The organism is Geothrix limicola, assembly GCF_030268085.1.
Taxonomy (GTDB): domain Bacteria; phylum Acidobacteriota; class Holophagae; order Holophagales; family Holophagaceae; genus Geothrix; species Geothrix limicola.
The window spans coordinates 268,785-290,559 of sequence record NZ_BSDE01000005.1 but is presented as its reverse complement, the minus strand read 5'-3'; the positions used below and the strand labels follow the sequence as shown (position 1 = coordinate 290,559).

The following is a 21,775-nucleotide window of genomic DNA, read 5'->3' as shown; positions in this document are numbered from 1 at the left end:
GACTTGCGGGTCAGGGTTTGTCTGCCCGCGGATCAGCAGGTGCAAGGCTAGTTAGGTGTTTGTTTTTAACAACTTATTTGCAGTTCTTGCCTAGTGGAAAGAACAATCTATATTGAGTCCGGGTCTGTCTGTATTCAAACCCGGAAAGCGAGCGATCCGTGACGCTGCGGCATGGAACCAAGGAGGCCTCCTCGGAGGAATCGCTCGGCTCCGATAAGCACTCCAGGCCCCTTTCGCGCGTGGCCAAGGCCATCCGGGAATTGGAGGATTTCAAGCGCGCGCTCGACGAACACGCCATCGTGGCCGTCACCGATGCGCGCGGGCGCATCACCTACGTGAACGAAAAGTTCTGCGCGATTTCCAAGTACAGCCGGGAAGAGCTGCTGGGCCAGGATCACCGGATCATCAACTCGGGCTATCACCCGAAGGCGTTCATGACGCTGTTGTGGCGCACGATTCTCAGTGGCAAGGTCTGGAAGGGCGAGATCCAGAACCGCGCGAAGGACGGCAGCTTCTACTGGGTGGACACCACCATCGTTCCCTTCCTCGGGGAGGACGGGAAGCCCGTGCAGTTCGTCGCCATCCGCGCGGACATCACCCAGCGGAAAGAAGCGGAAGAGGCCCTGCGCCAGTCCCAGAAACTGGAAAGCCTGGGCGTGCTTTCCGGTGGCATCGCCCACGACTTCAACAATCTGCTCACCACCATCCTGGGCAACGCGAACCTCGGAGCCATGCGGCTTCCGCCGGAAAGCCCGGCCCAGCCCTTCCTGCAGCAGATCGAGCAGGCCACGCTGCGGGCCGCGGATCTGACCCGCCAGTTGCTGGCGTACGCGGGGAAGGGCCGCCTGCAGGTCATCGAAGTGAACCTGAACCGCCTGGTGCTGGAGATGACCCAGCTCCTCACGGTGTCGATCTCCAAAAAAGCGGTGGTGCGCTACGACCTGGCGCCCGAGCTGCCCGCCATCACCGCCGACCCCTCCCAGGTGCAGCAGCTCGTGATGAACCTCGTCACCAACGCCTCGGAGGCCATCGGGGATGAGAACAGCGGCCTGATCACGGTGCGGACGGGTGTCCAGACGGTCGACGAGGCCTATGCCGCCGGCCTGCTTCCCACCCTGCCTCTGGCTTCCGGAAGCTACGTCACGCTCGAGGTGAGCGACACCGGCTGCGGCATGACACCCGAGGTGCGGGAGCGGATCTTCGATCCCTTCTTCACTACCAAGTTCACGGGCCGCGGCCTGGGCCTGTCCGCCATGCTGGGCATCCTCCGCAGCCATCACGGCAGTCTCAAGGTCTACAGCGAACCGGGACACGGCTCGGTCTTCAAGCTGTTCCTGCCTGCGCTCCATCGGGAAGACGAGGCCATCCCCCCGCCGGCTCCGACCGGTACGGAGTGGCAGGGGCATGGAATCCTGCTGGTGGTCGACGATGAACCCACGGCCCGCGCCGTCGCCCGGGGGCTGGGAGAGCGGCTCGGGTTCCAGGTCATGGAGGCCTCGGACGGCGCGGAAGCGCTTTCCCTGTTCGAACTGCGCCACTCGGAAATCAGCGTGGTCCTGATGGATCTCACCATGCCCAACATGGATGGCGGCCAGGCCTTCCTGCTCATGCACGAGGTGGACCCCAAGGTTCCCGTCGTGCTGACCAGCGGGTACAGCGAGCAGGAGATCCTTGCGGAATTCATGGGCAAGGGCCTTGCGGGCTTCCTGGCCAAGCCCTACCAGAGCAGCCAGTTCCTCAAGATCCTCCAGGCCGCCCTGACGGGCGCCTAGTCGTTTTCAACCGGCACGGCCAGCAACATCCTGAGCACCTCCTCGGCCACCTTCAGCCCGACGATGGCGGGCATGTACGAGATGGTGCCCACGGGCCTGCGCGCGCGCCCGGGGCCGCGGTGGGCTTCGATGTCGAGCGGGTTGGCGGGGCGCTTGTTGTCGGCGGGTTCAAGCGAATAGACGCAGCGGATGCCCTTGGTGATGCCGACCTTCCGCAGCTCCTTGCGCACCCGCGCGGCCAGCGGACAGATGCGGGTGTGGCTGAGGTCGCCCACGAAGAGCTGGCTGCTGTCGGTCCGGCCGCCGGCGCCCATGGCGGTGATGATGGGGATCCCCTGCTCGTGGGCCGTGCGCATGAGCGCCACCTTGCAAGTCATGGAGTCGATGGCGTCGATGATGACGTCGGGACGCGGTTCCAGCAGGTCCGGCAGCGTGTCCGTATGGATGAAGGTGACGCGGGGATCCACGTCGCAGTCGGGATTGATGTCACGGACCCGCGCCGCCGCCACCTCGGCCTTGTGCTGTCCGATCGTGGAGCGCAGCGCGAAGAGTTGGCGGTTGAGGTTGCTGGGGCCGACGACATCGTGATCCACCAGGCGCAGATGGCCCACGCCCGCGCGGGCCAGGGCCTCCACGGCGAACGATCCCACACCGCCCAGGCCGAAGACCGTCACCCGCGATGCGCGCAACCGGTCCAGGGCCGCTTCTCCGAGCAGAAGCTCACTGCGGGAATACCACCTCATGCCATCAGCTCCTTGAAACACCGCCGGCCATTCTCCCAGGCCTGCGCCGCCAGGTCGTCGGCGTGGACCCCACGGATCTGGGAGGCCGCGTGTACCACCTGGACCAGGTCCGCCGTGCCGTCGGTCTCCAGCAGCAGAAGCCGGCTGTCCACAGAGAGGAGGGATTCACGTACCTTGACCCGCTCCGGGTTCAAGAGCTCGCCGGAAAAGGACAGAAAGACGCCCATGGCCTGGAGGGACCGCGCCGTTTCGGGGCTGCCCGAATAGGCGTGGACCATGGCTCCCGCCGCAGGCACGCCTTCTTCGCGCAGCAGATCGATAAGGGGCCCCCAGGCGCGGACGGCGTGCATCGCCATGGGCCGATGAAGGCGGTGTGCCAGCTGCAGCTGGACCCGGAAGGCCGCCTCCTGGGCGACCCGGTCCGAATCCTCCTTGCGCGCGAAATCCAGCCCGCATTCCCCGACCCCCGCACGGTGCAACCGCAGCAGCGATTCCAGGCGTGCCGCCCATTCGGGCGAGGCCTCCGCGGCGAACCAGGGGTGCAGGCCGAGCATGGGGAGGGCGTGGGGATCCGAGGCCACCTGGGCCAGCACGGCCTCCCAGTCGGCCTCACGGGTGCCGCATACCACCCGGGGATGGTTCGGAGTCGGAACCGCCGAGAGGTGGCTATGGGCGTCGAAGAGGGTGCGCATGGGCTTTGAAAGATTGGTGGTCCCGGCGGGAATTGAACCCACGACCTACCGCTTAGGAGGCGGTCGCTCTATCCGCTGAGCTACGGGACCGTTCGCGGCAGCACTCATTCTAGCGTCAAGTCGCACCCTCCGTGGAGGGGCGTCTGAAGGGCCAATCATGGGTGGTTGAAGGGGCCTTCAGGCTCCCAGCTCGTGCAGCAGGTCGTCCAGGGACATGCTGACGATGGCTGTCGCCCGATCGCTCATGGCATAGGGAAGGATCAGGTTGCCCTGGTGGACCATGGAGCCGCAGCTGTAGACCACGTTGGGCACGTAGCCCTCCCGGCCATCGCCCTCGGGCACGAGCAGCGGCTCCCGCAGGCGTCCGATGACCTTCGTCGGATCGTCCAGGTCAAGCAGGGCCGCGCCGATGCAGTATTTCCGCATGGCGCCGACGCCGTGTGTGATCACCAGCCAGCCCGCGGGGGTTTCGATGGGCGATCCGCAATTGCCGATCTTCACGGTCTCCCAGTTTTCAGCGGGATGCAGGAGGATTACCGGGTCGCTCCAGTAGTGGGGATTATCCGAAAACATGATGAAGAGGTTTTCGTCATCCTGCCGGGAGAGCATGGCGTAGTTGCCGTTGATGCGCCGGGGGAAGAGCGCCATGCCCTTGTTCTGCACGGCGGCACCATTGAGGGTCAGCACTCGGAAATTCAGGAAATCCTGCGTCTCGATGAGCTGGGGAAGGATGGCGTGCCCGTTATAGGCCGTGTAGGTGGCGTAGTACATCACAGCGCCATCGTCTTCCACGAAGCGGACGAACCGTGCATCCTCGATGCCGTTGCTCTCGTTGGCCGACACGGGGAAGATGATGCGCTCGCTCAGGGCGAGCTTCGGCGAGAAGTGCAGCTCGTAATTCGAATCGGCGAGCCATTGGATGCAGGTGAGCGTGTTGGAGAGGCCCTGCGTGGAGGGCTGGGTCTCCCGCCGGACGCGCAGCACGCTGCGGTTCAGCTCGCTTCGCGTGAAGGCCTCGGAGAGGGGTTCCATCACGTCGGCGGAGGCCCCGTTATCGAAACCCATCTCATGGAGTTTCACGATGAAGAGGGTCTTCTTGTAGCTGGGATTGGGGTCGAGCTCGGGCACGGTGACGAAACGCGAGACCGGATCGATCTGAATGCCACCGCCGGAAGAGATGAGCCCCGAGCGGAATTCGATGGAGGAGATGTGGCCTTCGCCCGTGGCCCGAAGGCTCATGATGAAGCGCAGGGCCCCTTCGGGAACGCCGTTCTGGTCGGGATGGGCGACGATGGAGGGATTGAAGAGCGCCGCAGATTCCAGCGCGTATTCCCCCGAGAAGAGCGCGCCGATCAGGAGCTTGCGCACCTTGGACAGCGGGCGCTGGGTGAAGACGTGCGGAAGCACCTTCTGGAAGTTCGCCATGAGCACGGATTCGATATCGACGTGTCGCGAATCGAAGTCTTTGAGTACGGCCTCCAGGTCCCGCAACGCTTCCTCCTCGCTCATGGCGAGGGCTCGGCCGATGATGGTGGTGATTCGGTGGGTGCTGCCGGGGATGAAGGGGCGGAGGATGACCCGCGCGCTTTCAGGCAGGAGGGTTGTCTGATGGTGGCGGAGTTCGATGACGCTCATGGGGTGGCGATCAGGGGGAGGGTGATCAGGGGATGTGCGATGAGGTGCTCCGCAAAATTCATTTCGGCCAGGGAGAGATGGAAAGCCAGGGTCGATTCGGCACCCTGGTTTTCGCTGATGCGATCCTCATGGAGGCCGTCACTGCAGCCGCCACTCCGGGAGTCATACAAGGGCAGGCCGAGGTCGTTCCGGCCCAGGAACCACTCGAAGGCCCGTTTCGCCTCGCGGGACCAGGTCGCATCCTGGGTGGCGCGGAAGGCTTCGAGACAGGCGGCCACCATGGCCTGGGCCTCCACGGGCTGTTGATCGAAGTCCGCGCGGGCGCCGCCCCGCTCGCAGAAACCGTTGCTACCGATGGGGCGGAAGTGGCCCGCCTGGGTCTTCTGCAGCGAGGCCAACCAACTGAGGGCCTTGAGGCCGATCTCCAGAGCTTCGGGGTGGGGCATCCATTGGCCACTCAGAAGGAGGGCCTGGCACAGCCGCGCGTTGTCGTACGAGGCGATGGGTTCGAACCAGGGCCAATCCTCGGTGGCGCAGACATGCCAGAGTCTGACGAGCTGATGGGTGAGCCGATCACAGGCTTCGACCATTTCGGGATGGCCGGGGAAACGTCGCAGGTATTCGTGGATGCCGAGCAGGGTGAAGGCCCAGGCTCGCGGTGAGCGGAAGGCTTCCACCACGGGCAGGCCGCGCTCGAAGAGCTGCGCCGAAAGCCGCTGGTGGCCTTCATTGCGCGAACGCCCCACACAGGTGCCCAGGGCCCAGAGTGCCCGGGCATGGCTGTCCTCGCTTCCCGAATCCTCCAGCCATTGGCGCCCGTGGCTCATGAAATTCCGGAACCGGTTGGTCTCTCGGTTGAGGGCCGCGGAAAGGAAGGCGAGGTAGCTCGTGGCCAGGCGATCGAGGTTCTCCTCGGGAGGACGGCCGCCCAGTTCATCCAGCAGGTTGCAAAGGATCAGGGCCCGGGCATTGTCATCGGTGCAGTAGCCCTCCTGGAAATTCGGAACATTGAACGTGGCGTGCTGGAAGATGCCGGTTCCGTCGCTCATGCGCACGATGTGGTTGAGCCGGAGAGGTGGCAAGTCATAGGGGCGGCTGGCCAGCGTCCATTCGGCGAAGGCCTTGCGCGGCCAGGCTTTCCGGTCGGACCCGGCGCGCTGGAAGGACTCGAGGTAGCGCTGGGCCACGGAAGGCCAGATCATCTCCCGGCCCACCTCGTAGGCCCGCTCTCGCGTGACCTGCAGGAGGGCGGGATCATCCAGGTAGGCGCACACGCCTTCCGCGATGGCTTGGGGATTCCGGAAGGGCACGAGGATGCCTCGCCCTTCGGCCAGCAGTTCCTGCGCATGCCAGTAGGGCGTGGAAACGACGGCCTTGCCCGCGCCGAACACGTAGGCCAGGGTGCCCGAGGTGATCTGCGCTTCGTTGAGATAGGGTGTGAGGTAGATATCCGTGGCGCCGATGAACTCCTTGAGGTCCTCGAGCGCGACGAAGCGGTTGTAGAAGATCACGTGTTCCTTGACGCCGCGATCTTCGGCCAGGCGCTCCAGGCCCAGGCGGTAGCTTTCGCCGTCGCGGGCGACGAGATGGGGATGCGTCGCGCCGAGCACGAGGTAGACGACGTTGGGATGCCGCTTCACGATCTCCGGCAGGGCCTCGATGACGTTCTCGATGCCCTTTCCCGGGCCCAGCAGCCCGAAGGTCAGCAGGACCATGCGGCCTTCCACGCCCAGCTCCGCCTTGTAGAAGCTGGAGTCGATGAAGGGAAGGTTGGGGATGCCGTGCGGGATGAGGTCCACCTTGGTGTCCGGAACGCCGTAGGTTTCGCGCAGGATCTCGGCGCCCTTGTGGGCCATCACGATCAGGCGGTCGCTGCGGCGCACCAGCTCTTCCATGACCTTCCGTTGGGCGGGATTCGGCTCGCGGAGGATGGTGTGAAGCGTGGTCACCACGGGCATCCGGACTTCCCTCAGCAGGGTCAGCAGGTGACTTCCCGCGGGGCCGCCGTAGATCCCGAATTCGTGCTGGACGCACAGGACGTCCACATTGCTGAAGTTCAGAAAATCCGCGGCACGCCGGTAGGAGTCCAGATCCTTTTCCTCCAGCTCGAAACGCACGCGAGGAGGGTAGTTGTAGGCGTCCAGACGATCATTCACCGCGCCGGCGAAGCAGAGGGATTCGGGGGCCGCACTGGCCACCGCCTCGCAGATGTCACTGGTGAAGGTCGCGATTCCGCACAGACGGGGAAGATACCCGCCGAGGAAGGCGATTCGGCCCGGAAGCGTAGAGTCCATCAAGGTATCCCTCTCAGTCCCTGCAACACGTCGCGGCGCGCCCAGTTGTACAGAAGCGATTTTACCACCCCGACCCCTTTTTGGCCGGGCTCGGAGAAGGCTCGCTTGGAACCTAATGGATGGGGGCGAAGGCCAACCCACCATTTGGCGCAAGGAAGATGGCCTCGGTGTCGAGGAGTCCCACCAGCCGATGACCTTCAGCCAGGGGGGTGGTGATCCATTCCAACGTCCCTCTGGTGAGGTCGAAGCGGGCCAACAGCAGACCCTGAGATTCCGGTGCGCCACAAGCTTTGACCTGGTTCGGGGTGAATACGCTGAAAATGATGTCCTTTCCCGGCCACGAGAGCATGGGCCCGCGGCCCACGCGCCCCAGCGCGGCGCGGGCGGGGATGGCCTCCCGGCAGGTGAAGAAGGTCTGGCCGGCTTCCCTGGGGCCCTTGGCAGGATCGAGGGTTGTGAAGGCTAGGCTGGCACCTTCCGCAATGTAGACGGTGCCGTCCAGGCCGAGGGCCATGTGGTTCAAGGGTACCAGCAGCGGTTGAGCCAGGGCGTCCTTCGCCTGGTTCCTGTCGCCGAACGACCAAATCACCGCGCCGGTCCTGAGGTCGCGCTTTTCCAAGTAGGGTTTGATGGTGCGGTAAAGGAGGAGGATGCCGTCTTTTCCCGTGGCCATGTCCTCCACGAGCGCTGGGAGGGCATGGGTGCTCTCGGGTTTTCCGTCCTTGCCGAGAATGACCAGGCGATCACCGCAGGCCATCCAAATTCGGTCGTAGGCATCCAGGATCCAACGCTCAGGCGCGAACGTCCGCATCGTTGTCCCCTCTGTGGTGGCCGATGGCGGGGGCTGGATTCGCTGAGCCGGGGCGGTTCCGTAGAGCATGGCGCCCGCGGCATCATAATCGGAGGCGACTTTGGTCGCGGGCGAAGCGGCAGGTCGTTCTATCTGCGAGGGTTTCCGGATGTGAGGCAGGGACACCGGAAGAGAGGTGATCAGCCCGCTCTCTTTCGTCCAGGTCCGAAGCGACTGGGCCGTCCGATCGAAGAAGACCAGGGAACCATCCACTTCCTGGAAGGCCCAGCCAGAGGCTTGTCGGGTGGCGTCCCAGGTCTGTCCTTGAATCGGCAAGGCGGTGGCCAGGGTGAGCCACGCAAGAGAGATTAATAATTGATGACTCATTTATCACCTGCTTATATCCAAGTATGAGCATGTGAGACTTGAGTTGAATCTTTAGGGCTGTGATCGAGAGCACGACACAGACCATGGATCTTCACATCCATTGAATAGCCGCGGTTGGCCGGTTCTTGCGATGATGGAGAGGATTCCGGGGATTCCATGTCGCGCGCTCAGCTCAAGGACGAAGTCTTCATGAACATGGCGCTGGAGCTGAGCCGGCTCGGGACCTGCTGCCGCCTGAAGGTCGGTGCGGTGCTGCTCCGCACAGACGGCGGCATCGCGGCGGCGGGTTTCAACGGCGCGCTGCCGGGCATGGCCCACTGCACGCCCGATACCTGCAAGCCCGGCCAGCGCTGCCTGCACACCAGCCACGCCGAAGAAAACGCCCTGGGCTTCTGCGACGGGCCCGTGGCCACGGCCTACGTCACCCACGAGCCCTGCCTCACCTGCTGCCGCGCCCTCGTGCGTCGCGGTGTGCGGCGCGTGGTGTTCCGGCACCCCTACAGCAGCATCGCCGATCAGGAGCGCGCCGAACGCCAGGGCATCCTCGATCACTTCGGTGTGCGCTGGGAACAGCTCGACGAAGCGTGAGCGGCCGTTCAGATCCCGCCATGCTCCCAGGTGGGCACGGGATCCGGGCTGATGGCGACCTCGGTGCCGTCGTCGAGGATGAGCATGGGGTGGTCGCCGAAGCGGACATCGATGATCGTGCGGCCCAGCAGCCGTTCCCGTCGGCCGTGGTGCCAGGGGATGCCCACGGGATAGGTGCGCCGGTAGGCATCCAGCGGGCCCTCCATCCAGTGGCAGAGATCTTTCAGCGCGGACTGGAGGATGGCCTCGAAGCCCTTCGGGGGCTCGGGTTCCAGGCCCGCGGCCTGCAGGAAGGCCTCCGCCGCGGAGCGATCCCCCAGATCCTCGACGACCCAGCGGCGCGACACCGAGGCGGGGGACTGCCCATCGATGACCACGGGGCGATCCCGGTGGATGCCCAGCCAGAGCGAGACCCGGCCGCAGGGGCCCGTGCCTTCGAAATCCAGCGGCAGCTGGGCGTCGTCATGGAAGACCACGGCCCGCAGGGGCAGCCATTCGAAGGTCTCGGCCACCTTGGCACCCACGGGGCCTGTGAGTTCACGCCGGAGCCGGGCCACGGCCTCGACGAAAGTCTGCCGCAGCCCGGCGAGGCTGAGCACGCCATCGGGCAGGCCCTGGGCGTTCAGGCTCAGGGGCGGTTCGTGCCAGTCCGCCGCTAGGGCGGGAATGACCTGATGGAAGAGGATGAGCGCCGGATCCCAGTCCCAGTGCCGGGCGGGCTCGTAGCCGAGTTCCCGGCAGAGGTCGAACCAGGGGCGGCCGGGGGCGGAAGCCCCGGGCAGGAAGATGGATTGGCCGTCCAGGAAGAGTTCGCTGCCCATGCCTGCCGCCGTTTCGCAGCGGCAGAGGCCGAGCTCGTGGCGCCCCAGGGTGGCCAGGGTGGTTTCGTGGTACGGATGATCCTCCTGCCGCAGCACCTTCAGCGGCGCACTGAGGATCCAAGCGTCCATAGCCATACCCAGTCTCCCGATGGAAGGGAAACCTGGGGCGGTTCACCCTCCCCGTCAATCCCTGGATGGGAATTGACGACAAAAAGTCAATCGACCCGCTGGAGGTTCATGCCGGGGTAGTAATGCTGAAGGATCTGCTGGAAGGAGGCGCCTTCCAGAGCCATGCCATAGGCGCCGGTCTGGCACATGCCCAGGCCGTGGCCCCAGCCCCGGCCGTAGAAGATCCAGCGGCGGCTGGCTCCCTGGCCCACCGTAAGCCAGCGGAAGACGTTGTCCTTGAGGCCGAGCAGGCCGCGGATGTGCATGCCGTGCACCCGGTGAGGCCGGCCCTGGGTGTCGACGAGGGTCAGATCCTGCACCCGGCCCTGATCGTTGTAGTCGGCCTTCAGTTCGCGGATGCCCGGGACCTTGATGCGCTTGCGCACCGTGTCCAACAGGTCGGCCTCGGTGTATTCCACCCGCCAGTGGGCCGTGGGGTTGTAGCGGTCCCAGGCTGCGCCGTCGGGATCGAGGCGCCGCACCAGCACCTGGGCGGGACCCCCTTCGCCGGGAATCCACTTCAGGCGGTCGCCCACCTGGATCTCGGCGTTGGGTACGAGGCGCAAGCTGCCGTCGGGGCCCTCTTCGGCCAGCAGCAGGCTGGAGGCGAGGGCCAGGGGCTCGGGTCCGCCCCGCTTGCGGCGCACCTGGCGATCCGCGAGCAGGGAGCCTTCGCCGGGTGCGAAAGCTTCCAACTCCTGCCACAGACGCCCGAGCACCTGGAGGGCCTGGCGGAGCGGGACGGGTTCAGAAGCGGCCCAGGCCGAGGCCGGCACGATGCCGCGGCGGGTGAGGAAGGTCGCCAGCAGCCGATCCTCGGGGAGGGCCGCCGGCAGGAAGTAGGCGGCGTCCTGGGGCCGCTCCTGGCCTTCCACCAGGCGCTGGAAGCCGAAGGCCCGGGCCAGGCCGAGGTAGAGGTTCCCCTCCCGCGCCAGGGGCTGGGCCTCCACGCCGAGGCGCTGCTGGAGGAGCCGCACGGGTTCGGCCAGATCGCCCTGGCTCGCCGGTTTGGCCAGGCGCTCGCCGGACAGCCAGGAGGCCGGAATGGCCACCGAGGCGAGGCGCAGCAGCTCCCAGCTCAGCCAGGGCTGTTGGATTTCGGAGGTGGTGGGCTGGCCCGAGCTGTAGGGCAGGGTGAGGGGTTTGGCCGGGTAGCAGGGAACGGCGCGGAGGTAGGGCGCCTCGCCGCCGAAGACCTGGCTGACATCCGTGGTGTGGCCGCCGCAGTTGGCCATGAAGAGGGCCTGGATGGGCTTGCCGCCGTAGGTGGCGAAGAGGCCCTCGGTCTCCTGGACGGCGCGGTCCGTGAGGGACTGCTCGCCGTCTCGGCCGCCGTAGACCTGGTCCGCCACGGTATCGCCCATGTCGAAGCCGTCCGCCGCGCGCTTGCCGCGGTTGGCGACGGCATAGGTGCGCGCCGCCACGGCCTGGGCCTTCAGCGCCTCGAGGTTCGGGAATTCCCAGGCGCCCATTTCCTTCGGCACCACGCCCCGAAGGTAGGTCTCCAGATCCAGGGTGTTCACGACGGTAAGCCGGCCCTGGGCGTTGGGAAAGATCTCGACCTTGCCGCGGTAGCGTCCCTTGCCCTGCAGTGCGGTCAGATCTCCGGTGGGCTTCAGCCACACGCCCTCCAGCGGCAGGGCCCGGCGCTCGTAACGGTCGGTGACGGCGTAGAGGGCGCGGCCCTTGTGGGGCTGGTTGGGGCGCGGTTCGGTGGCCACCCAGAGTTCCTCGAAGCCCAGGTCCTGAAGCTTCTGGAGCACGGGCTCGGCCTCGCGGGCTTCCCGGAAATGACCCGTGACGACCCGCCAGGTGTCGGCATCCGGGATCTTCAGCCGGTCGGGCGCCTCGCCCAACTCTTTCAGGCGCTTCATCAGCGTGGCGGCCTCCGCGGCCGTGTGGGGCTTGCCGACCTGGATGCGATATTCGGCGGTGGGATCCGACAGGCCCCGGCTGTCCCACCAGATGCGCAGCTTCTCGTCGGGCGCCAGCTTCATCAGCGGTTTTCCCGACCGGTCGCAGATCTGGCCACCACCCTCAAGCGAGACGATCCATTCGGTGGCCTGGGTGTCGAGGCCGATCCGCAGAGGAGGCTGGGCGGCGACGAGCGCAGGGGCGGCGGAGACGATGGTCAGAACCAGGGCGGGAACGGGAAGGCGCTTCATCCGCCGGATTGTCCCACGAATCGCGCCAGGGCCGCCCAGCGCCGACGGCGGAGGGATTCGGCATCCAGCAGGCTGCCTCCCGGGCCCAGCCGATGGCAGAGCAAGGCCAGGCAGCATCCATCCGGACGGAAGAAGAGGGCCGGCCCCGTGTAGCCCAGGTGGAACCACCACCCTGAGGGCGGTCCGGCTTCCGCTTCGAGGGGCGGGGCCTCGGGCGGCGCGTCCTGGGTGGAATCCTCCAGGACATGGATTCCGGAGCCAGCAGGAATTCTCGACAACAACTGTCCAAATCTTCCCCCGCCCTTGAAGGCCACCTGGAGGCCCAGGCCCCACCGGGTGCCGCCCTCCCCTTCGGCTTCTTCCACGGCCATGTGTGCGGGCCAGCCCGCAGCGACCCAGCGAGCCAGGGCGACGCGAAGCTGATCGGCGGTGGTGCCGAACCCCGCGTGGCCGCGCATGCCCGCGCGGGCATTGGCGTCATGGGGCAGGTCGGGCCTTCGGGGCGGAAGCGGCTCGTTGGTGGCCAGGGCCCAGGCTGCGGCGTCAGGTCCATCCGGAACCTCGATGGGAGCCGCCGACCAGGGCGCAGGGTTGAGGCCGCTGGTCGTGCCGAGCCGCGCGAAGGGAAGCCCGCTCTCCGCTTCCAGCAGTTCGGCCAGCAGGCGGTAGTTCAGGTCCGAATAGGTCGCGAGGCCCGGTGTGGCGGGGCGCAGGAGCGCGTGTTCGGGCACATCGCGGCGCAGCTGTTCGGCCACGGGTTCACCCGTGAAGGGCCGCCAGGGCGGCAGGCCCGAGCTATGCGAAAGCAACTGCCGGACGGTGAGCGGTGCCTCGCGGTCATGGAAGCCGAGGGCCCAGCGCCGATCGGCCTCCAGATCCAGGAAGGCCAGCGCCAGCGGCGCCGTCACCAGGGGCTTGGTGAGCGAGGCGAGGTCGTAGAACCAGCTCACGACCTGCCGATGTCCGCCAGGCTTTTGGCGACGGCCTTCTGCACCTGATCCGCCACGCGCATGGCCTCCTGGCCTTCTTCCCAGGTGACGCCCTCCTGGCTGCGGCCGAGGCAGGCGGCGTGGAAGGCCTCGATTTCCAGGCGCAGGGGTTCGCCCTCCTCGATGTCGGCGGTCTCTGGCTGCACCTGGGGGCCGTCCGGGCCCATGACGAGGCGCAGCAGTTCGAGCTTCTGGGCCGCGAAATCGAGGCTGGCGTATTCCTTGTCGCCGAAGGCACGCAGCGTGCGCTCCTTCTTGCGCGCCACCCGGCTGGCGGTGACCGTCGCGAAGGCGCCGCCTTCGAACTTCAGGCGCGCGTTCACGAGATCGGCGTAGGGCGTGAGCACCGGGATGCCCACGGCTTCCACATCGATGACCGGGCGGCCGACGAGGGCGCGCAGCAGGTCCAGGTCGTGGATCATCACGTCCATCACCACGTCGACTTCGAGGCTGCGGGCGGGGAAGGGCGAGACGCGGACCGCCTCGAGGAAGCGGGGCTTGAAGCCGCGGCTGCGTAGGGCGGCGACCGCCGGGTTGAAGCGTTCCAGATGGCCCACCTGTGCCACGAGGCCGGGCTTGGTGGCGCGGGTTTCGGCCAGGGCCTTCAGCAGGGCGACGCCTTCGTCGAGGGTGGCGGCGAGGGGCTTTTCCATCAGCACGTGCTTGCCGGCCTTCAGGGCCTGGAGCCCGAGGGCATGGTGGAAGCCCGTCGGCGCGGCGATCTGCACCGCGTCCACCTCGGCCAGCACCTGATCCAGGGAGGCGGCCCAGGGCGCATCGAACTTGGCGGCGATCTCCGGGCCGCGCGCGGGATCGGGATCCACCACGGCCCTCAGGATGGCGTCGGGGGCCGAGGCGGCGATCCGGGCATGGTGTTGGCCCAAATGCCCCACACCGACGACGGCCACGCGAAGCTTGGACATGACATCCTCCTGACAGACCCAGCCTATCAGACGTGAGGTCTGGGCTCGGCCCAGGCCTCACGTGGGGGTCAAAGGGGGGACGAAGCGCGAGCGAAGACGAGTGGGCGGTCTCCCCACTCATTCCGATCAGACGCTCTGATACCCTGAAGCCTTCTTCCCGAGGTGATCATGAATCTGAAGCTCGAAGCTGTGAATGTCCTTCGCTGGCTGCACTTCGTCGTCCTGGCAGCGGGAGGTGGCGCTGCCGTGGTGGCCCTTCTGCTGTCGGGCTTCGAGGAAGGCAAGGAGGAACTCAGGGGCCTCGCGGCGACGGTCTGGGCGAAGTTCGTGGCCTGGCCCTTCCGGCTCGCGCTCATCGTCGGCATCGTGCTGTTGGTGATGCTCATTCAGGGCGGTCAGAATCCCCTGAAGAACGGCCATTATTTCCACATCAAACTGCTGTTGGTCTTCGTGCTCGTGGGCCTGTCTGAAATGACCCCCAAGGCCCTCGCCGCGGGCAAGCGCGGTTCGGCCTTGCTGGCCCTGGTGCTCTTCCTCGCCGCCAGTTTCACGGTCTACAACAAGGGCCTGTTCGGCAGCCGCCTGAAGACCACTCCGGAGCTTCCCGCCGCGGCCGTGGTCACCTCCCAGACCCACTGATCCATGCGTGCGCTCGCGCTGTTCCTGGCGGGGAGTTCCCTCTTCGCCGGGTGGCCACAAACCACGCCTGAACGCACGGACCTTCGGCGGACCTCGACCGTGGCCGAGGTCCGCGCCTTCATGGAGGCCCTGCGCAAAGAGGCCCCAGGCCTGGAGCCCTACCAGCCCAAGGGCGCGCCGCGCGCCACGGAAACGGGCAAGCCGCTGCTGGCCTGGCGCCTGAAGGGTACGGGCCCGGACCCGCTGCGCGTCTACGTGAACGCCAACATCCACGCGGGCGAAGTCGAAGGCAAGGAGGCGATCCAGCAGGTCCTGCGGGAACTGTTGCAGGGGAAGTACCCGCTGCTGCGAAGGAACCTCGATCTGGTGGTGATGCCCGCCTACAACGCCGACGGCACCGATGCGTTGGACCCGGCCATCCGGCCCTGGCAGCCCAATCCATCGGAAAGCGGCGTGGGACGGCGCGAGAACGCGCTGGGCCTCGACCTCAACCGCGACCTCATGAAGGTGGCGGCGCCCAACACGCGCTGGCTGCTCGCCATGCTCGGCGATTTCGATCCCGCGGCGGTGCTGGATCTGCACACGACCAACGGCAGCACGCACGGCTTCCACCTCACCCACGGCCCCGCCTGCACCCTGGGCGCCGACGAAGCTCTGCTCGCCTTCAACCGCAAGATGCTGGTGGACATCCGCGAGCGGCTGAAGGCCGAGGGCATGCCCACGTACGACTACGGCAACTTCGTGCCCTACAAGCCCACGCCGGAAAAGCCGCCCACGGCCTGGGAAACCTACGACGCCCATCCGCGGCTGCTGACCAATTACCCGGCGCTGCGCAACCGCCTGGCGGTGCTTTCGGAAAGCTACGTCTACCGCAGCTGGCCCGACCGCATCTCGGACACCCGTCGCTTTGTGCTGAGCTGCCTCGCCTGGATGGCGGAGCACCGTGTCGAGATCCGCAGCCAGATCCGCGATGCCCAGACCCGCTGGACCACGGGATGGAACCATGGCCCCGTATTTCTGCCCCTTTCAGCGAAGCTGAAGGAGGTCGAGCGGGCCGCCTTCGACTGGGTGGATCCGATCCGGGATGAGAAGGGGCGCCTCGTCAGCGAGAAGAGTCGCACCCACCTGAACCTGCCGAGTTTCGTGGGCTTCGAGGGGCAGGATTTTGTGGAGGCTCCGGCGGGGTACCTTGTGGATCCGGCCTTCGCACCCACCGTGCTGCCTAGGCTCCAGGCTCATGGCCTGAAGGTGATGAAGGGCAGCGCCCGGCCGCGCAGCCTCGCGATCCTGAACTTCCAGGAGACGAACCGCAAGGTATCGCCCTCCGCCTACCAGGGCGTGTTCACGCTCGAACTGCAGGGCGCCTGGAAAGCCGAACCCCCCTCGAAGAAGATGCAGATGCCTTGGACCTCCGCGGACCTGGACCAGGCACTCTACATCCCCCTCGACCAGCCCCTCGGCCGTCTGGCCTTCTACCTGTTGGATCCGCGCAGCACGGACAGCCTCGTCTTCTGGGGGGTCTTCCACAGCGCCCTCATCCGGGGCGACGGCATGTGGGGCGAGCCGCCCAGGTTCCCCATCCTGGCCCTGGGGCGTGGGGAATCCGTGGCAGCCTTGGTTACGACCCGGCCCGAACCCAAGGCGCAGGAATAACTCAGGGCGCCGAAAGGCGCCCTGAGCTTGCCAAGAGGATTGAGTGGGACCTCAGTCTTCGGGTTCCTCGTAGTCGCCGTTGTGCCGGGGGCCCCCCTCCGCGAGCCCGCGCAGCGGGGAGTGGGAGCGCGCCGCAGTGCGGCGTGCGATCGGGGGCAGCCAGAAACGCGTGCGGCCGGAGGGCGTGTGGCACGGGACCTCAGTCTTCGGGTTCCTCGTAGTCGCCGTTGTGCCACACGTTCTGCACGTCGTCGTTGTCCTCGAGCAGATCCACGAGCTTGAGGAAGCTGGTGAGCTTGCTGCCTTCGAGGGCGGTGCTGGTGCTGGGGTCCATGATGAGCTTGGCTTCGAGGACGGGGAGCTTGGCGGCGTCCACGGCATCCTTCACGGCCTGGTAGGCCTCGGGGCTGGTCTTGATGACCCAGGCTTCGCCCTCGTTGATCACGTCGTCGGCGCCGGCTTCCAGGGCCACTTCCATGATCTTGTCTTCGGAGACCTCGGGTTCCACCACAATCTGGCCCTGCTTGCTGAACAGGTAGGCCACGGAGCCCTGGGCGCCGAGGTCGCCGCCGAACTTGGCGAAGTAGCTGCGGACCTCGGGCGTGGTGCGGTTCTTGTTGTCGGTCATGGCCTCGATGAGGATGGCGACGCCGCCGGGGCCGTAGCCCTCGTAGACGACTTCCTCATAGGTCACGCCCTCGAGTTCGCCGGTGCCCTTCTTGATGGCACGTTCCCAGTTGTCCTTGGGCATGTTGCTGCCCTTGGCCTGATCCACGGCCAGGCGGAGGCGGGGGTTGCTGCCGATGTCGCCGCCACCCAGGCGGGCCGCCACGGTGATTTCCTTCAGGATCTTGGTGAAGAGCTTGCCCCGCTTGGCATCCGCGGCGCCCTTCTTGTGCTTGATGGTGGACCATTTATTGTGGCCTGACATGGCTTGCTCCAGAAATAACGGTAGGGATGGGTTCGAGTCGGTTCAGCCGCGCAGGGCGCGGCGGGAGATCCGGGCGAAGGGCGGCGCCTCCTGGCGGATCATGGGGCGCTCCAGCAGGAACTGGTACCACTGTTCGCCGTAGACCTTCATCTTGAGCGGCTTGCCGTTCTGCAGCAGGTTGCGGTTGGTGATGAGGCGCTCATCCCCCTTGCAGACACCCAGGCCCTTGTTGAGGATCTCGATGGCCTTGTCGCGCTCTCCCATCTCCACCAGGGTGTAGGCGTAGACAGCGTAGAGAAGGCTCTCCTTCTTGCCCGTCTTGAGGGCCAGGTCGAAGGTCTCCTTGGCCTTCTTCTTCTCGCCGCGCTTCCACTGGAGGATGCCGAGCATGGCCTTGGCGATGTAGTGCTGCATGGAGGCGGAAGCGAGCAGAGGCTCGGCCTCGTCGTTCTTCTTGCGGAGGTATTGCACCACGCCGATCTGGCCGTCGATGCTGCCCTTCACGAGGAACTGGCGGGAGGAGAACCGGTAACCCTCCTTCATGGCCTCGATGGCTTTTTCGAACTGCTGCTTTTTAAGAAGTTCACCGGCGCGGCCGAAGATCTTCTCCAGTTCCTGCTGCACCTTGCGGCCCTGCCAGATGAAGAGGGCGCCGCCCGCGAGGATGCCGATGGGGACGCTGATCCACAGGCTGATCCGCAGCAGGCTGGAGAGCAGGATCACGGCAAGGGCAGCGCCCAGGCCGAGGAGGAGGTTGATCACGGAAACTCCGGATGGCACGGCCCGAAGCCGGGCCAAAGGGCCATTTTATCGGCCTTCGGCCCCATTTGCCATGTGGAGGTTTGTCTATCCGATCACGCCGCTGCGCGAAGGGCTCGGGCGGCGGCGACGCACGATGCGCCGGGGCGGCGCGGGGGAAGTGGCTTCCTTCCGGGGACGTCCTGGCCCGCGCTTGGGAAGGGGGTCCTTCGCCTTCACGACCTTGCGGACCTTGACCTTCTTGTCCTTCTTTACGCGTTCGCGGCGGACCAGCGCGGCGGCCGCGCGCCCGGTCACGACCACGCGGGAGCCGTCCTTCAGCTTCTTGACCTTGCTCCCGGGTTTGCGTCCCCGCTTGAGGCTCATGGCCAGCGGTTCCTCATCGAGCAGCTCCCGCTCTAGCTGGGCCTGCAAGGCCATCATTTCTCCGCGGTCCACCTCGTGGTCATGGCCGCAGAGATGAAGGAATCCGTGGATGACGAGTGTCTCGACTTCACGGCGCCGGCTCACGCCGAATTTCTTGGCCATTTTTTCCGCGGTGGGAAGGCTTATGACGATGTCGCCGAGATGCGGAAACGCTCCCTTTTCCGCGCTTGACGGAAAACTGAGCACGTCGGTTGTCATGTTTTTTCCGCGATGTTCACGATTGAGTTTTCTCATGCCGCGATCATCGACATAGGTCAGAGAGATGCCCTGAGCATCTGGCGCGAGCCGATCTCTCAGATCATGAAGCAGTTTGCCAAGCGACTGTTCGCCTGGGCCCCGCATTTTGCTGCGGCTGGACCAATCGATCATGAAAGGGGGGCGAGTCTGTGCCATGGCCGATTCCTTCCACAAGATCAATCAAAGAGGGCCTATTGTGTTTCGTTTTGAGGCATTTGTCAATGTCTCAGTTCTAGTTGCAATAATTGTATCGGTGTTCGACGTGAAGCCGATAGATTCAGGGTGAATTTATAGTTATTCAATATATGCTTGAAGTGTTGAAAATAAAAAGACAAGCATTGCACATGAAGGAAATGCAGGTCTGAAAGGGGCGGCCCTGCCATTCTGGATGGATGGAGCCTCGCCTTCCTTCCGAACTCAATCCCGCCCTGGGCCGGTACCTGGTCCTCCTGGACAAATGGAACCGGACCCACGCCCTGACGGCCCTGCCTCCCGGGGCACGTCGGGAAGAGCTGCTTCAGGATGCGGCGGCTCTGCTTCCTTTTCTCGCCCCACTGCCGCCGGGTTCGAGAGTGGCCGATCTCGGCACGGGCATGGGCTCTCCGGCCGTGGTGCTGGCCCTGGCACGGCCCGACCTGGAGGTGTTCGGTGTGGACGCCTCCAGCAAGAAGATGGCCTTCCTGCGTCAGGTGGCTTTGGAACTGTCCATTCCCAACCTGAAACCGCTTCACGGACGCATGGAGGACCTTCCGGCCCTGGAGGCCGACTGGGGCACGGCCAAAGCTCTGGGTTCCCTTGACATGCTGCTGGGCTGGTGGGCTCGGCACGGGCGGCCTGGAAGCCCCTTCTTCGCGCTGAAGGGGCCGGACTGGGCCGAAGAGCGCGTTCCCTCCGGATGGACGGCCACACCCCACCCCTATTCATTGCCGACACGGGGCCAGCGGGTGGTGGTGGCGCTCAAGCCGGATTCACCCGGCGCCTGAGGACCAAACAAAAGCCCCCGGATGGGGGCCCTTGTTTGGCTACGGTGCCGATCAGGGCGTAACCGTGTCTCCGCTGCGGATTTCCTCCGTGGAGCGAAGCACGCGGCAGGTGGCGGTCTGGGCGTCCGTCCTCACGACGAGCGCCTGCCCGAGGTAGTAGGTGGTGCTTTCCGTGGACGGATGCTTGTCGGTGTCCGAGCCCACGGGGTAGTTCCGGAGGCGGGACACCAGGAGCACTTCGCCGACCTTGAGGCCGTCGTTGGCCCCGCGGTCGATGAGGACCATGTCCCCGCCGCCCGCATGAAGCTTGGCATCGCGGGTGTAGACCACCACGCCGGCGTTCGGGGCGATCTTGACAGGCTCGGCGGTGTCCGTCCGCAGCTGGGTGGGGATGTTCGCGGGCTCGATGAACTTCACCAGATGATCCCCGATTTCCACGGCATCAAGGGAGCGTTCGATGATGGCCACCGACCCCTTGGACTGAGTCGTGATCACGCGCACGACGCCCACCTGCTGGATCACGTCACCCAGCGCCTTCTTGGCAACGGTGGGATGCATCTGCTTGCGGGCCACGGTCTTCAGGATGAGGAAGCGGTCATTGACCTTCACGCCCTGGTCAACACCTCCGTTGAGATAGACCACTTCGCCTTCGCCGAGATACTGGCGGTCTTCACGCTTGTTCGAGGTGATGGTGAAGGCGCCCTGGCTCTTGTAGTAGGCTTCGGCGCCCTGGGGGGCGAAGAAGGGAAGTTGGATGAAGTCCTGGAAGGAGAATCCAAGCTCGGGACGGCGAACGACCGAGGAATCGATTCGGCGCTGCTGATCGGGCTGCAGGTTGGTGACGGCCTCGGGCACCGAACCCGCCGTGGCCACGGCCCGGGCCAGGTCGATGACGAGGGGATCCCCTGGGTAGATCCAGTGAGGATCCTTCACCCATTGGTTCAGTTCCCAGATCTGGGGCCAGGCGTAGGGATTGCCAAGATATTTTCCAGCCAGATCCCAGAGGGTGTCGCCCTTCTGGACCAGATGGGTCCTGGATCCTTCGGGAACCTTGAGTTCCTTGGGATAGTCCCATTTGGACGTATGGGCCTCGACTTTCAGGGCCTCGGCGGAAGTCGTTTCCTGGGCCTTCAGGCCAGGTACCGCGAGCGCCAGTGCTGCGAAGAGCCCAGATGCCACCGCAAAGTGGGGCATCCGGCCGACATGCAGGCGAGTGGGCTGGTGCATCAGGAACCCCCAGTCAGGATTGGATAGCGGTGATTATAGATCTTCGACGCGAATCATATCTGAAAATAATGACAGTCGGTTGCGAACTTCATCCTGGCTGATCTGCTCCAGCCGTTCCGTAGAGAACTGCTCCACGGTGAAACTGGCCATGACCGAACCCACCAACGTGGCGTGCTTCAAAGCCGTCACATCCATGCGCTCGATCCAGGCCAGGTAGCCCAGGAAACCACCCGCGAAGGTGTCTCCTGCGCCCGTGGGATCGAACACGTTCTCGAGCGGATAGGCCGGCGCGGCGAAGATGCCTTCCGGGGTGAAGAGGGCCACGCCGTATTCGCCGCGCTTCACCACCAGGATCCTGGGACCGAGGGCCTGGATCTTCCGGTAGGCCTTGATGAGGCTGTGTTCCTGGGTCAGTTCGCGCACTTCCGCATCGTTGACCAGGAGGATGTCGACCTCCTTCAGCACGGCCTCCAGGGCGGGGCGCGCCCCGCGAATCCAGTAGTTCATCGTGTCCAGGGCGATCCACTTGGGACGCGTGGTCATCTGGCGCACGACATCGAGCTGGAGGGTGGGGTCGATGTTTCCGAGGAAGAGGTAGGGCGATTCCCTGTAGGTGGGAGGAAGGTCCGGCTTGAAGTCCGCGAACACGTTCAGATCCGTCGCGAGGGTCTTGGCCTCGTTCAGGTCATAGCCGTAGGCGCCCTTCCAGTGGAAGCTCAGACCCTTCACCTTGGAAAGGCCGGAAAGGTCGATGGGGCGCTGATCGAAGACGCGCATCTGCTCGGGGCCGAAATCCTCTCCGACCACGGCCACGATCCGCACGGGATGAAACCGGCTTGCGCTCAGCGAGAAGTAGGTGGCTGATCCGCCGAGGGCGTGCTCTCTCGTGCCGAAGGGGGTTTCGAGGTCATCGAAGGCCACGCTTCCGACTACCAGAAGACTCATATTCAGGG

19 protein-coding genes and 1 tRNA gene are annotated in these 21,775 nt (G+C 65.5%); 5 read left to right on the top strand and 15 right to left on the bottom strand.

Annotated elements, in window-relative coordinates:
• Positions 1–158: 158 nt before the first annotated feature.
• The gene (locus QSJ34_RS13960) at positions 159–1,772 is read left to right on the top strand and encodes a hybrid sensor histidine kinase/response regulator (protein ID WP_285576274.1); all 1,614 of its coding nucleotides are present in this window, start codon (positions 159–161) and stop codon (positions 1,770–1,772) included.
• On the opposite strand, the gene QSJ34_RS13955 is transcribed toward QSJ34_RS13960, so the two are convergent.
• The 6 genes from QSJ34_RS13955 to QSJ34_RS13930 all read right to left on the bottom strand — a co-directional run bounded on the left by QSJ34_RS13955 (position 1,769) and on the right by QSJ34_RS13930 (position 8,313).
• Positions 1,769–2,515 carry a tRNA threonylcarbamoyladenosine dehydratase gene (locus QSJ34_RS13955; protein WP_285576272.1) on the bottom strand — a complete coding sequence of 249 codons (747 nt, stop codon included), beginning with the start codon at positions 2,513–2,515 and terminating at the stop codon, positions 1,769–1,771. The genes QSJ34_RS13960 and QSJ34_RS13955 overlap by 4 nt on opposite strands.
• Positions 2,512–3,207, bottom strand: a complete 696-nt coding sequence (locus tag QSJ34_RS13950; RefSeq protein WP_285576270.1) for a TatD family hydrolase — start codon at positions 3,205–3,207, stop codon at positions 2,512–2,514. Before QSJ34_RS13950 ends, QSJ34_RS13955 begins: the two co-directional genes overlap by 4 nt.
• Before the next feature lie 14 nt (positions 3,208–3,221).
• A tRNA-Arg gene (locus QSJ34_RS13945) sits at positions 3,222–3,297 on the bottom strand.
• Positions 3,298–3,384: 87 nt separating this feature from the next.
• The gene (locus QSJ34_RS13940; RefSeq protein WP_285576268.1) at positions 3,385–4,842 is read right to left on the bottom strand and encodes a glycoside hydrolase family 130 protein; all 1,458 of its coding nucleotides are present in this window, start codon (positions 4,840–4,842) and stop codon (positions 3,385–3,387) included.
• Positions 4,839–7,136: a glycosyltransferase family 4 protein gene (locus tag QSJ34_RS13935; RefSeq protein WP_285576266.1), complete on the bottom strand. Its 2,298-nt coding sequence runs from the start codon at positions 7,134–7,136 to the stop codon at positions 4,839–4,841. Before QSJ34_RS13935 ends, QSJ34_RS13940 begins: the two co-directional genes overlap by 4 nt.
• 112 nt (positions 7,137–7,248) lie before the next feature.
• Positions 7,249–8,313 (bottom strand): hypothetical protein, encoded by a 1,065-nt coding sequence (locus QSJ34_RS13930; protein ID WP_285576264.1) that lies wholly within the window; start codon positions 8,311–8,313, stop codon positions 7,249–7,251.
• A 156-nt stretch (positions 8,314–8,469) separates the two neighbouring features.
• Between QSJ34_RS13930 and QSJ34_RS13925 the strand changes: the two genes are divergently transcribed.
• The gene (locus QSJ34_RS13925) at positions 8,470–8,901 is read left to right on the top strand and encodes a deoxycytidylate deaminase (RefSeq protein ID WP_285576262.1); all 432 of its coding nucleotides are present in this window, start codon (positions 8,470–8,472) and stop codon (positions 8,899–8,901) included.
• Positions 8,902–8,909: 8 nt separating this feature from the next.
• On the opposite strand, the gene QSJ34_RS13920 is transcribed toward QSJ34_RS13925, so the two are convergent.
• The 4 genes from QSJ34_RS13920 to QSJ34_RS13905 all read right to left on the bottom strand — a co-directional run bounded on the left by QSJ34_RS13920 (position 8,910) and on the right by QSJ34_RS13905 (position 13,967).
• Positions 8,910–9,857: a hypothetical protein gene (locus QSJ34_RS13920; protein WP_285576260.1), complete on the bottom strand. Its 948-nt coding sequence runs from the start codon at positions 9,855–9,857 to the stop codon at positions 8,910–8,912.
• Between the two features lie 80 nt (positions 9,858–9,937).
• Positions 9,938–12,055: a SpoIID/LytB domain-containing protein gene (locus QSJ34_RS13915; RefSeq protein ID WP_285576258.1), complete on the bottom strand. Its 2,118-nt coding sequence runs from the start codon at positions 12,053–12,055 to the stop codon at positions 9,938–9,940.
• Positions 12,052–13,005 carry a serine hydrolase domain-containing protein gene (locus tag QSJ34_RS13910; protein WP_285576255.1) on the bottom strand — a complete coding sequence of 318 codons (954 nt, stop codon included), beginning with the start codon at positions 13,003–13,005 and terminating at the stop codon, positions 12,052–12,054. Before QSJ34_RS13910 ends, QSJ34_RS13915 begins: the two co-directional genes overlap by 4 nt.
• Entirely contained in the window at positions 13,002–13,967 is a 966-nt protein-coding gene (locus QSJ34_RS13905; protein WP_285576253.1) for a Gfo/Idh/MocA family protein, read from the bottom strand. Before QSJ34_RS13905 ends, QSJ34_RS13910 begins: the two co-directional genes overlap by 4 nt.
• A 168-nt stretch (positions 13,968–14,135) precedes the next feature.
• Here QSJ34_RS13905 and QSJ34_RS13900 point away from each other — a divergent pair, with 168 nt between their 5' ends.
• The gene (locus QSJ34_RS13900; RefSeq protein ID WP_285576252.1) at positions 14,136–14,606 is read left to right on the top strand and encodes a hypothetical protein; all 471 of its coding nucleotides are present in this window, start codon (positions 14,136–14,138) and stop codon (positions 14,604–14,606) included.
• Positions 14,607–14,609: 3 nt separating this feature from the next.
• Entirely contained in the window at positions 14,610–16,259 is a 1,650-nt protein-coding gene (locus QSJ34_RS13895) for a M14 family zinc carboxypeptidase (RefSeq protein ID WP_285576251.1), read from the top strand.
• Positions 16,260–16,458: 199 nt separating this feature from the next.
• Here QSJ34_RS13895 and QSJ34_RS13890 read toward each other — a convergent pair whose 3' ends face one another.
• From QSJ34_RS13890 to ybeY, 3 genes are all read right to left on the bottom strand, one after another.
• On the bottom strand, positions 16,459–17,190 hold the full coding sequence (locus QSJ34_RS13890) for a YebC/PmpR family DNA-binding transcriptional regulator (protein ID WP_285576250.1): 732 nt from the start codon (positions 17,188–17,190) through the stop codon (positions 16,459–16,461).
• A gap of 42 nt (positions 17,191–17,232) precedes the next feature.
• Positions 17,233–17,952, bottom strand: coding sequence for a tetratricopeptide repeat protein (locus QSJ34_RS13885; RefSeq protein WP_285576249.1), 720 nt, complete (start codon positions 17,950–17,952; stop codon positions 17,233–17,235).
• 84 nt (positions 17,953–18,036) lie between these two features.
• Positions 18,037–18,768, bottom strand: coding sequence for an rRNA maturation RNase YbeY (gene ybeY / locus QSJ34_RS13880; protein WP_285576248.1), 732 nt, complete (start codon positions 18,766–18,768; stop codon positions 18,037–18,039).
• A 236-nt stretch (positions 18,769–19,004) separates the two neighbouring features.
• On the opposite strand from ybeY, the gene QSJ34_RS13875 reads away from it, so the two are divergent.
• Complete coding sequence (locus QSJ34_RS13875) at positions 19,005–19,595, top strand: 16S rRNA (guanine(527)-N(7))-methyltransferase RsmG (RefSeq protein WP_285576245.1); 591 nt, start codon at positions 19,005–19,007, stop codon at positions 19,593–19,595.
• Positions 19,596–19,646: 51 nt separating this feature from the next.
• Here QSJ34_RS13875 and QSJ34_RS13870 read toward each other — a convergent pair whose 3' ends face one another.
• A complete protein-coding gene (locus tag QSJ34_RS13870; RefSeq protein ID WP_285576243.1) occupies positions 19,647–20,822 on the bottom strand; it encodes a LysM peptidoglycan-binding domain-containing protein in 1,176 nt (391 codons plus the stop codon).
• A gap of 33 nt (positions 20,823–20,855) precedes the next feature.
• The gene (locus QSJ34_RS13865) at positions 20,856–21,767 is read right to left on the bottom strand and encodes a PfkB family carbohydrate kinase (protein WP_285576242.1); all 912 of its coding nucleotides are present in this window, start codon (positions 21,765–21,767) and stop codon (positions 20,856–20,858) included.
• Positions 21,768–21,775: the final 8 nt, after the last annotated feature.

Coding starts and splice junctions, on each gene's coding strand:
- QSJ34_RS13955 (WP_285576272.1), bottom strand. CDS start 2,515: ATGAGGTGGTATTCCCGCAGTGAGCTTCTGCTCGGAGAAGCGGCCCTG.
- QSJ34_RS13950 (WP_285576270.1), bottom strand. CDS start 3,207: ATGCGCACCCTCTTCGACGCCCATAGCCACCTCTCGGCGGTTCCGACT.
- QSJ34_RS13940 (WP_285576268.1), bottom strand. CDS start 4,842: ATGAGCGTCATCGAACTCCGCCACCATCAGACAACCCTCCTGCCTGAA.
- QSJ34_RS13935 (WP_285576266.1), bottom strand. CDS start 7,136: ATGGACTCTACGCTTCCGGGCCGAATCGCCTTCCTCGGCGGGTATCTT.
- QSJ34_RS13930 (WP_285576264.1), bottom strand. CDS start 8,313: ATGAGTCATCAATTATTAATCTCTCTTGCGTGGCTCACCCTGGCCACC.
- QSJ34_RS13925 (WP_285576262.1), top strand. CDS start 8,470: ATGTCGCGCGCTCAGCTCAAGGACGAAGTCTTCATGAACATGGCGCTG.
- QSJ34_RS13920 (WP_285576260.1), bottom strand. CDS start 9,857: ATGGCTATGGACGCTTGGATCCTCAGTGCGCCGCTGAAGGTGCTGCGG.
- QSJ34_RS13915 (WP_285576258.1), bottom strand. CDS start 12,055: ATGAAGCGCCTTCCCGTTCCCGCCCTGGTTCTGACCATCGTCTCCGCC.
- QSJ34_RS13905 (WP_285576253.1), bottom strand. CDS start 13,967: ATGTCCAAGCTTCGCGTGGCCGTCGTCGGTGTGGGGCATTTGGGCCAA.
- QSJ34_RS13900 (WP_285576252.1), top strand. CDS start 14,136: ATGAATCTGAAGCTCGAAGCTGTGAATGTCCTTCGCTGGCTGCACTTC.
- QSJ34_RS13895 (WP_285576251.1), top strand. CDS start 14,610: ATGCGTGCGCTCGCGCTGTTCCTGGCGGGGAGTTCCCTCTTCGCCGGG.
- QSJ34_RS13890 (WP_285576250.1), bottom strand. CDS start 17,190: ATGTCAGGCCACAATAAATGGTCCACCATCAAGCACAAGAAGGGCGCC.
- ybeY (WP_285576248.1), bottom strand. CDS start 18,768: ATGGCACAGACTCGCCCCCCTTTCATGATCGATTGGTCCAGCCGCAGC.
- QSJ34_RS13875 (WP_285576245.1), top strand. CDS start 19,005: ATGGAGCCTCGCCTTCCTTCCGAACTCAATCCCGCCCTGGGCCGGTAC.
- QSJ34_RS13870 (WP_285576243.1), bottom strand. CDS start 20,822: ATGCACCAGCCCACTCGCCTGCATGTCGGCCGGATGCCCCACTTTGCG.
- QSJ34_RS13865 (WP_285576242.1), bottom strand. CDS start 21,767: ATGAGTCTTCTGGTAGTCGGAAGCGTGGCCTTCGATGACCTCGAAACC.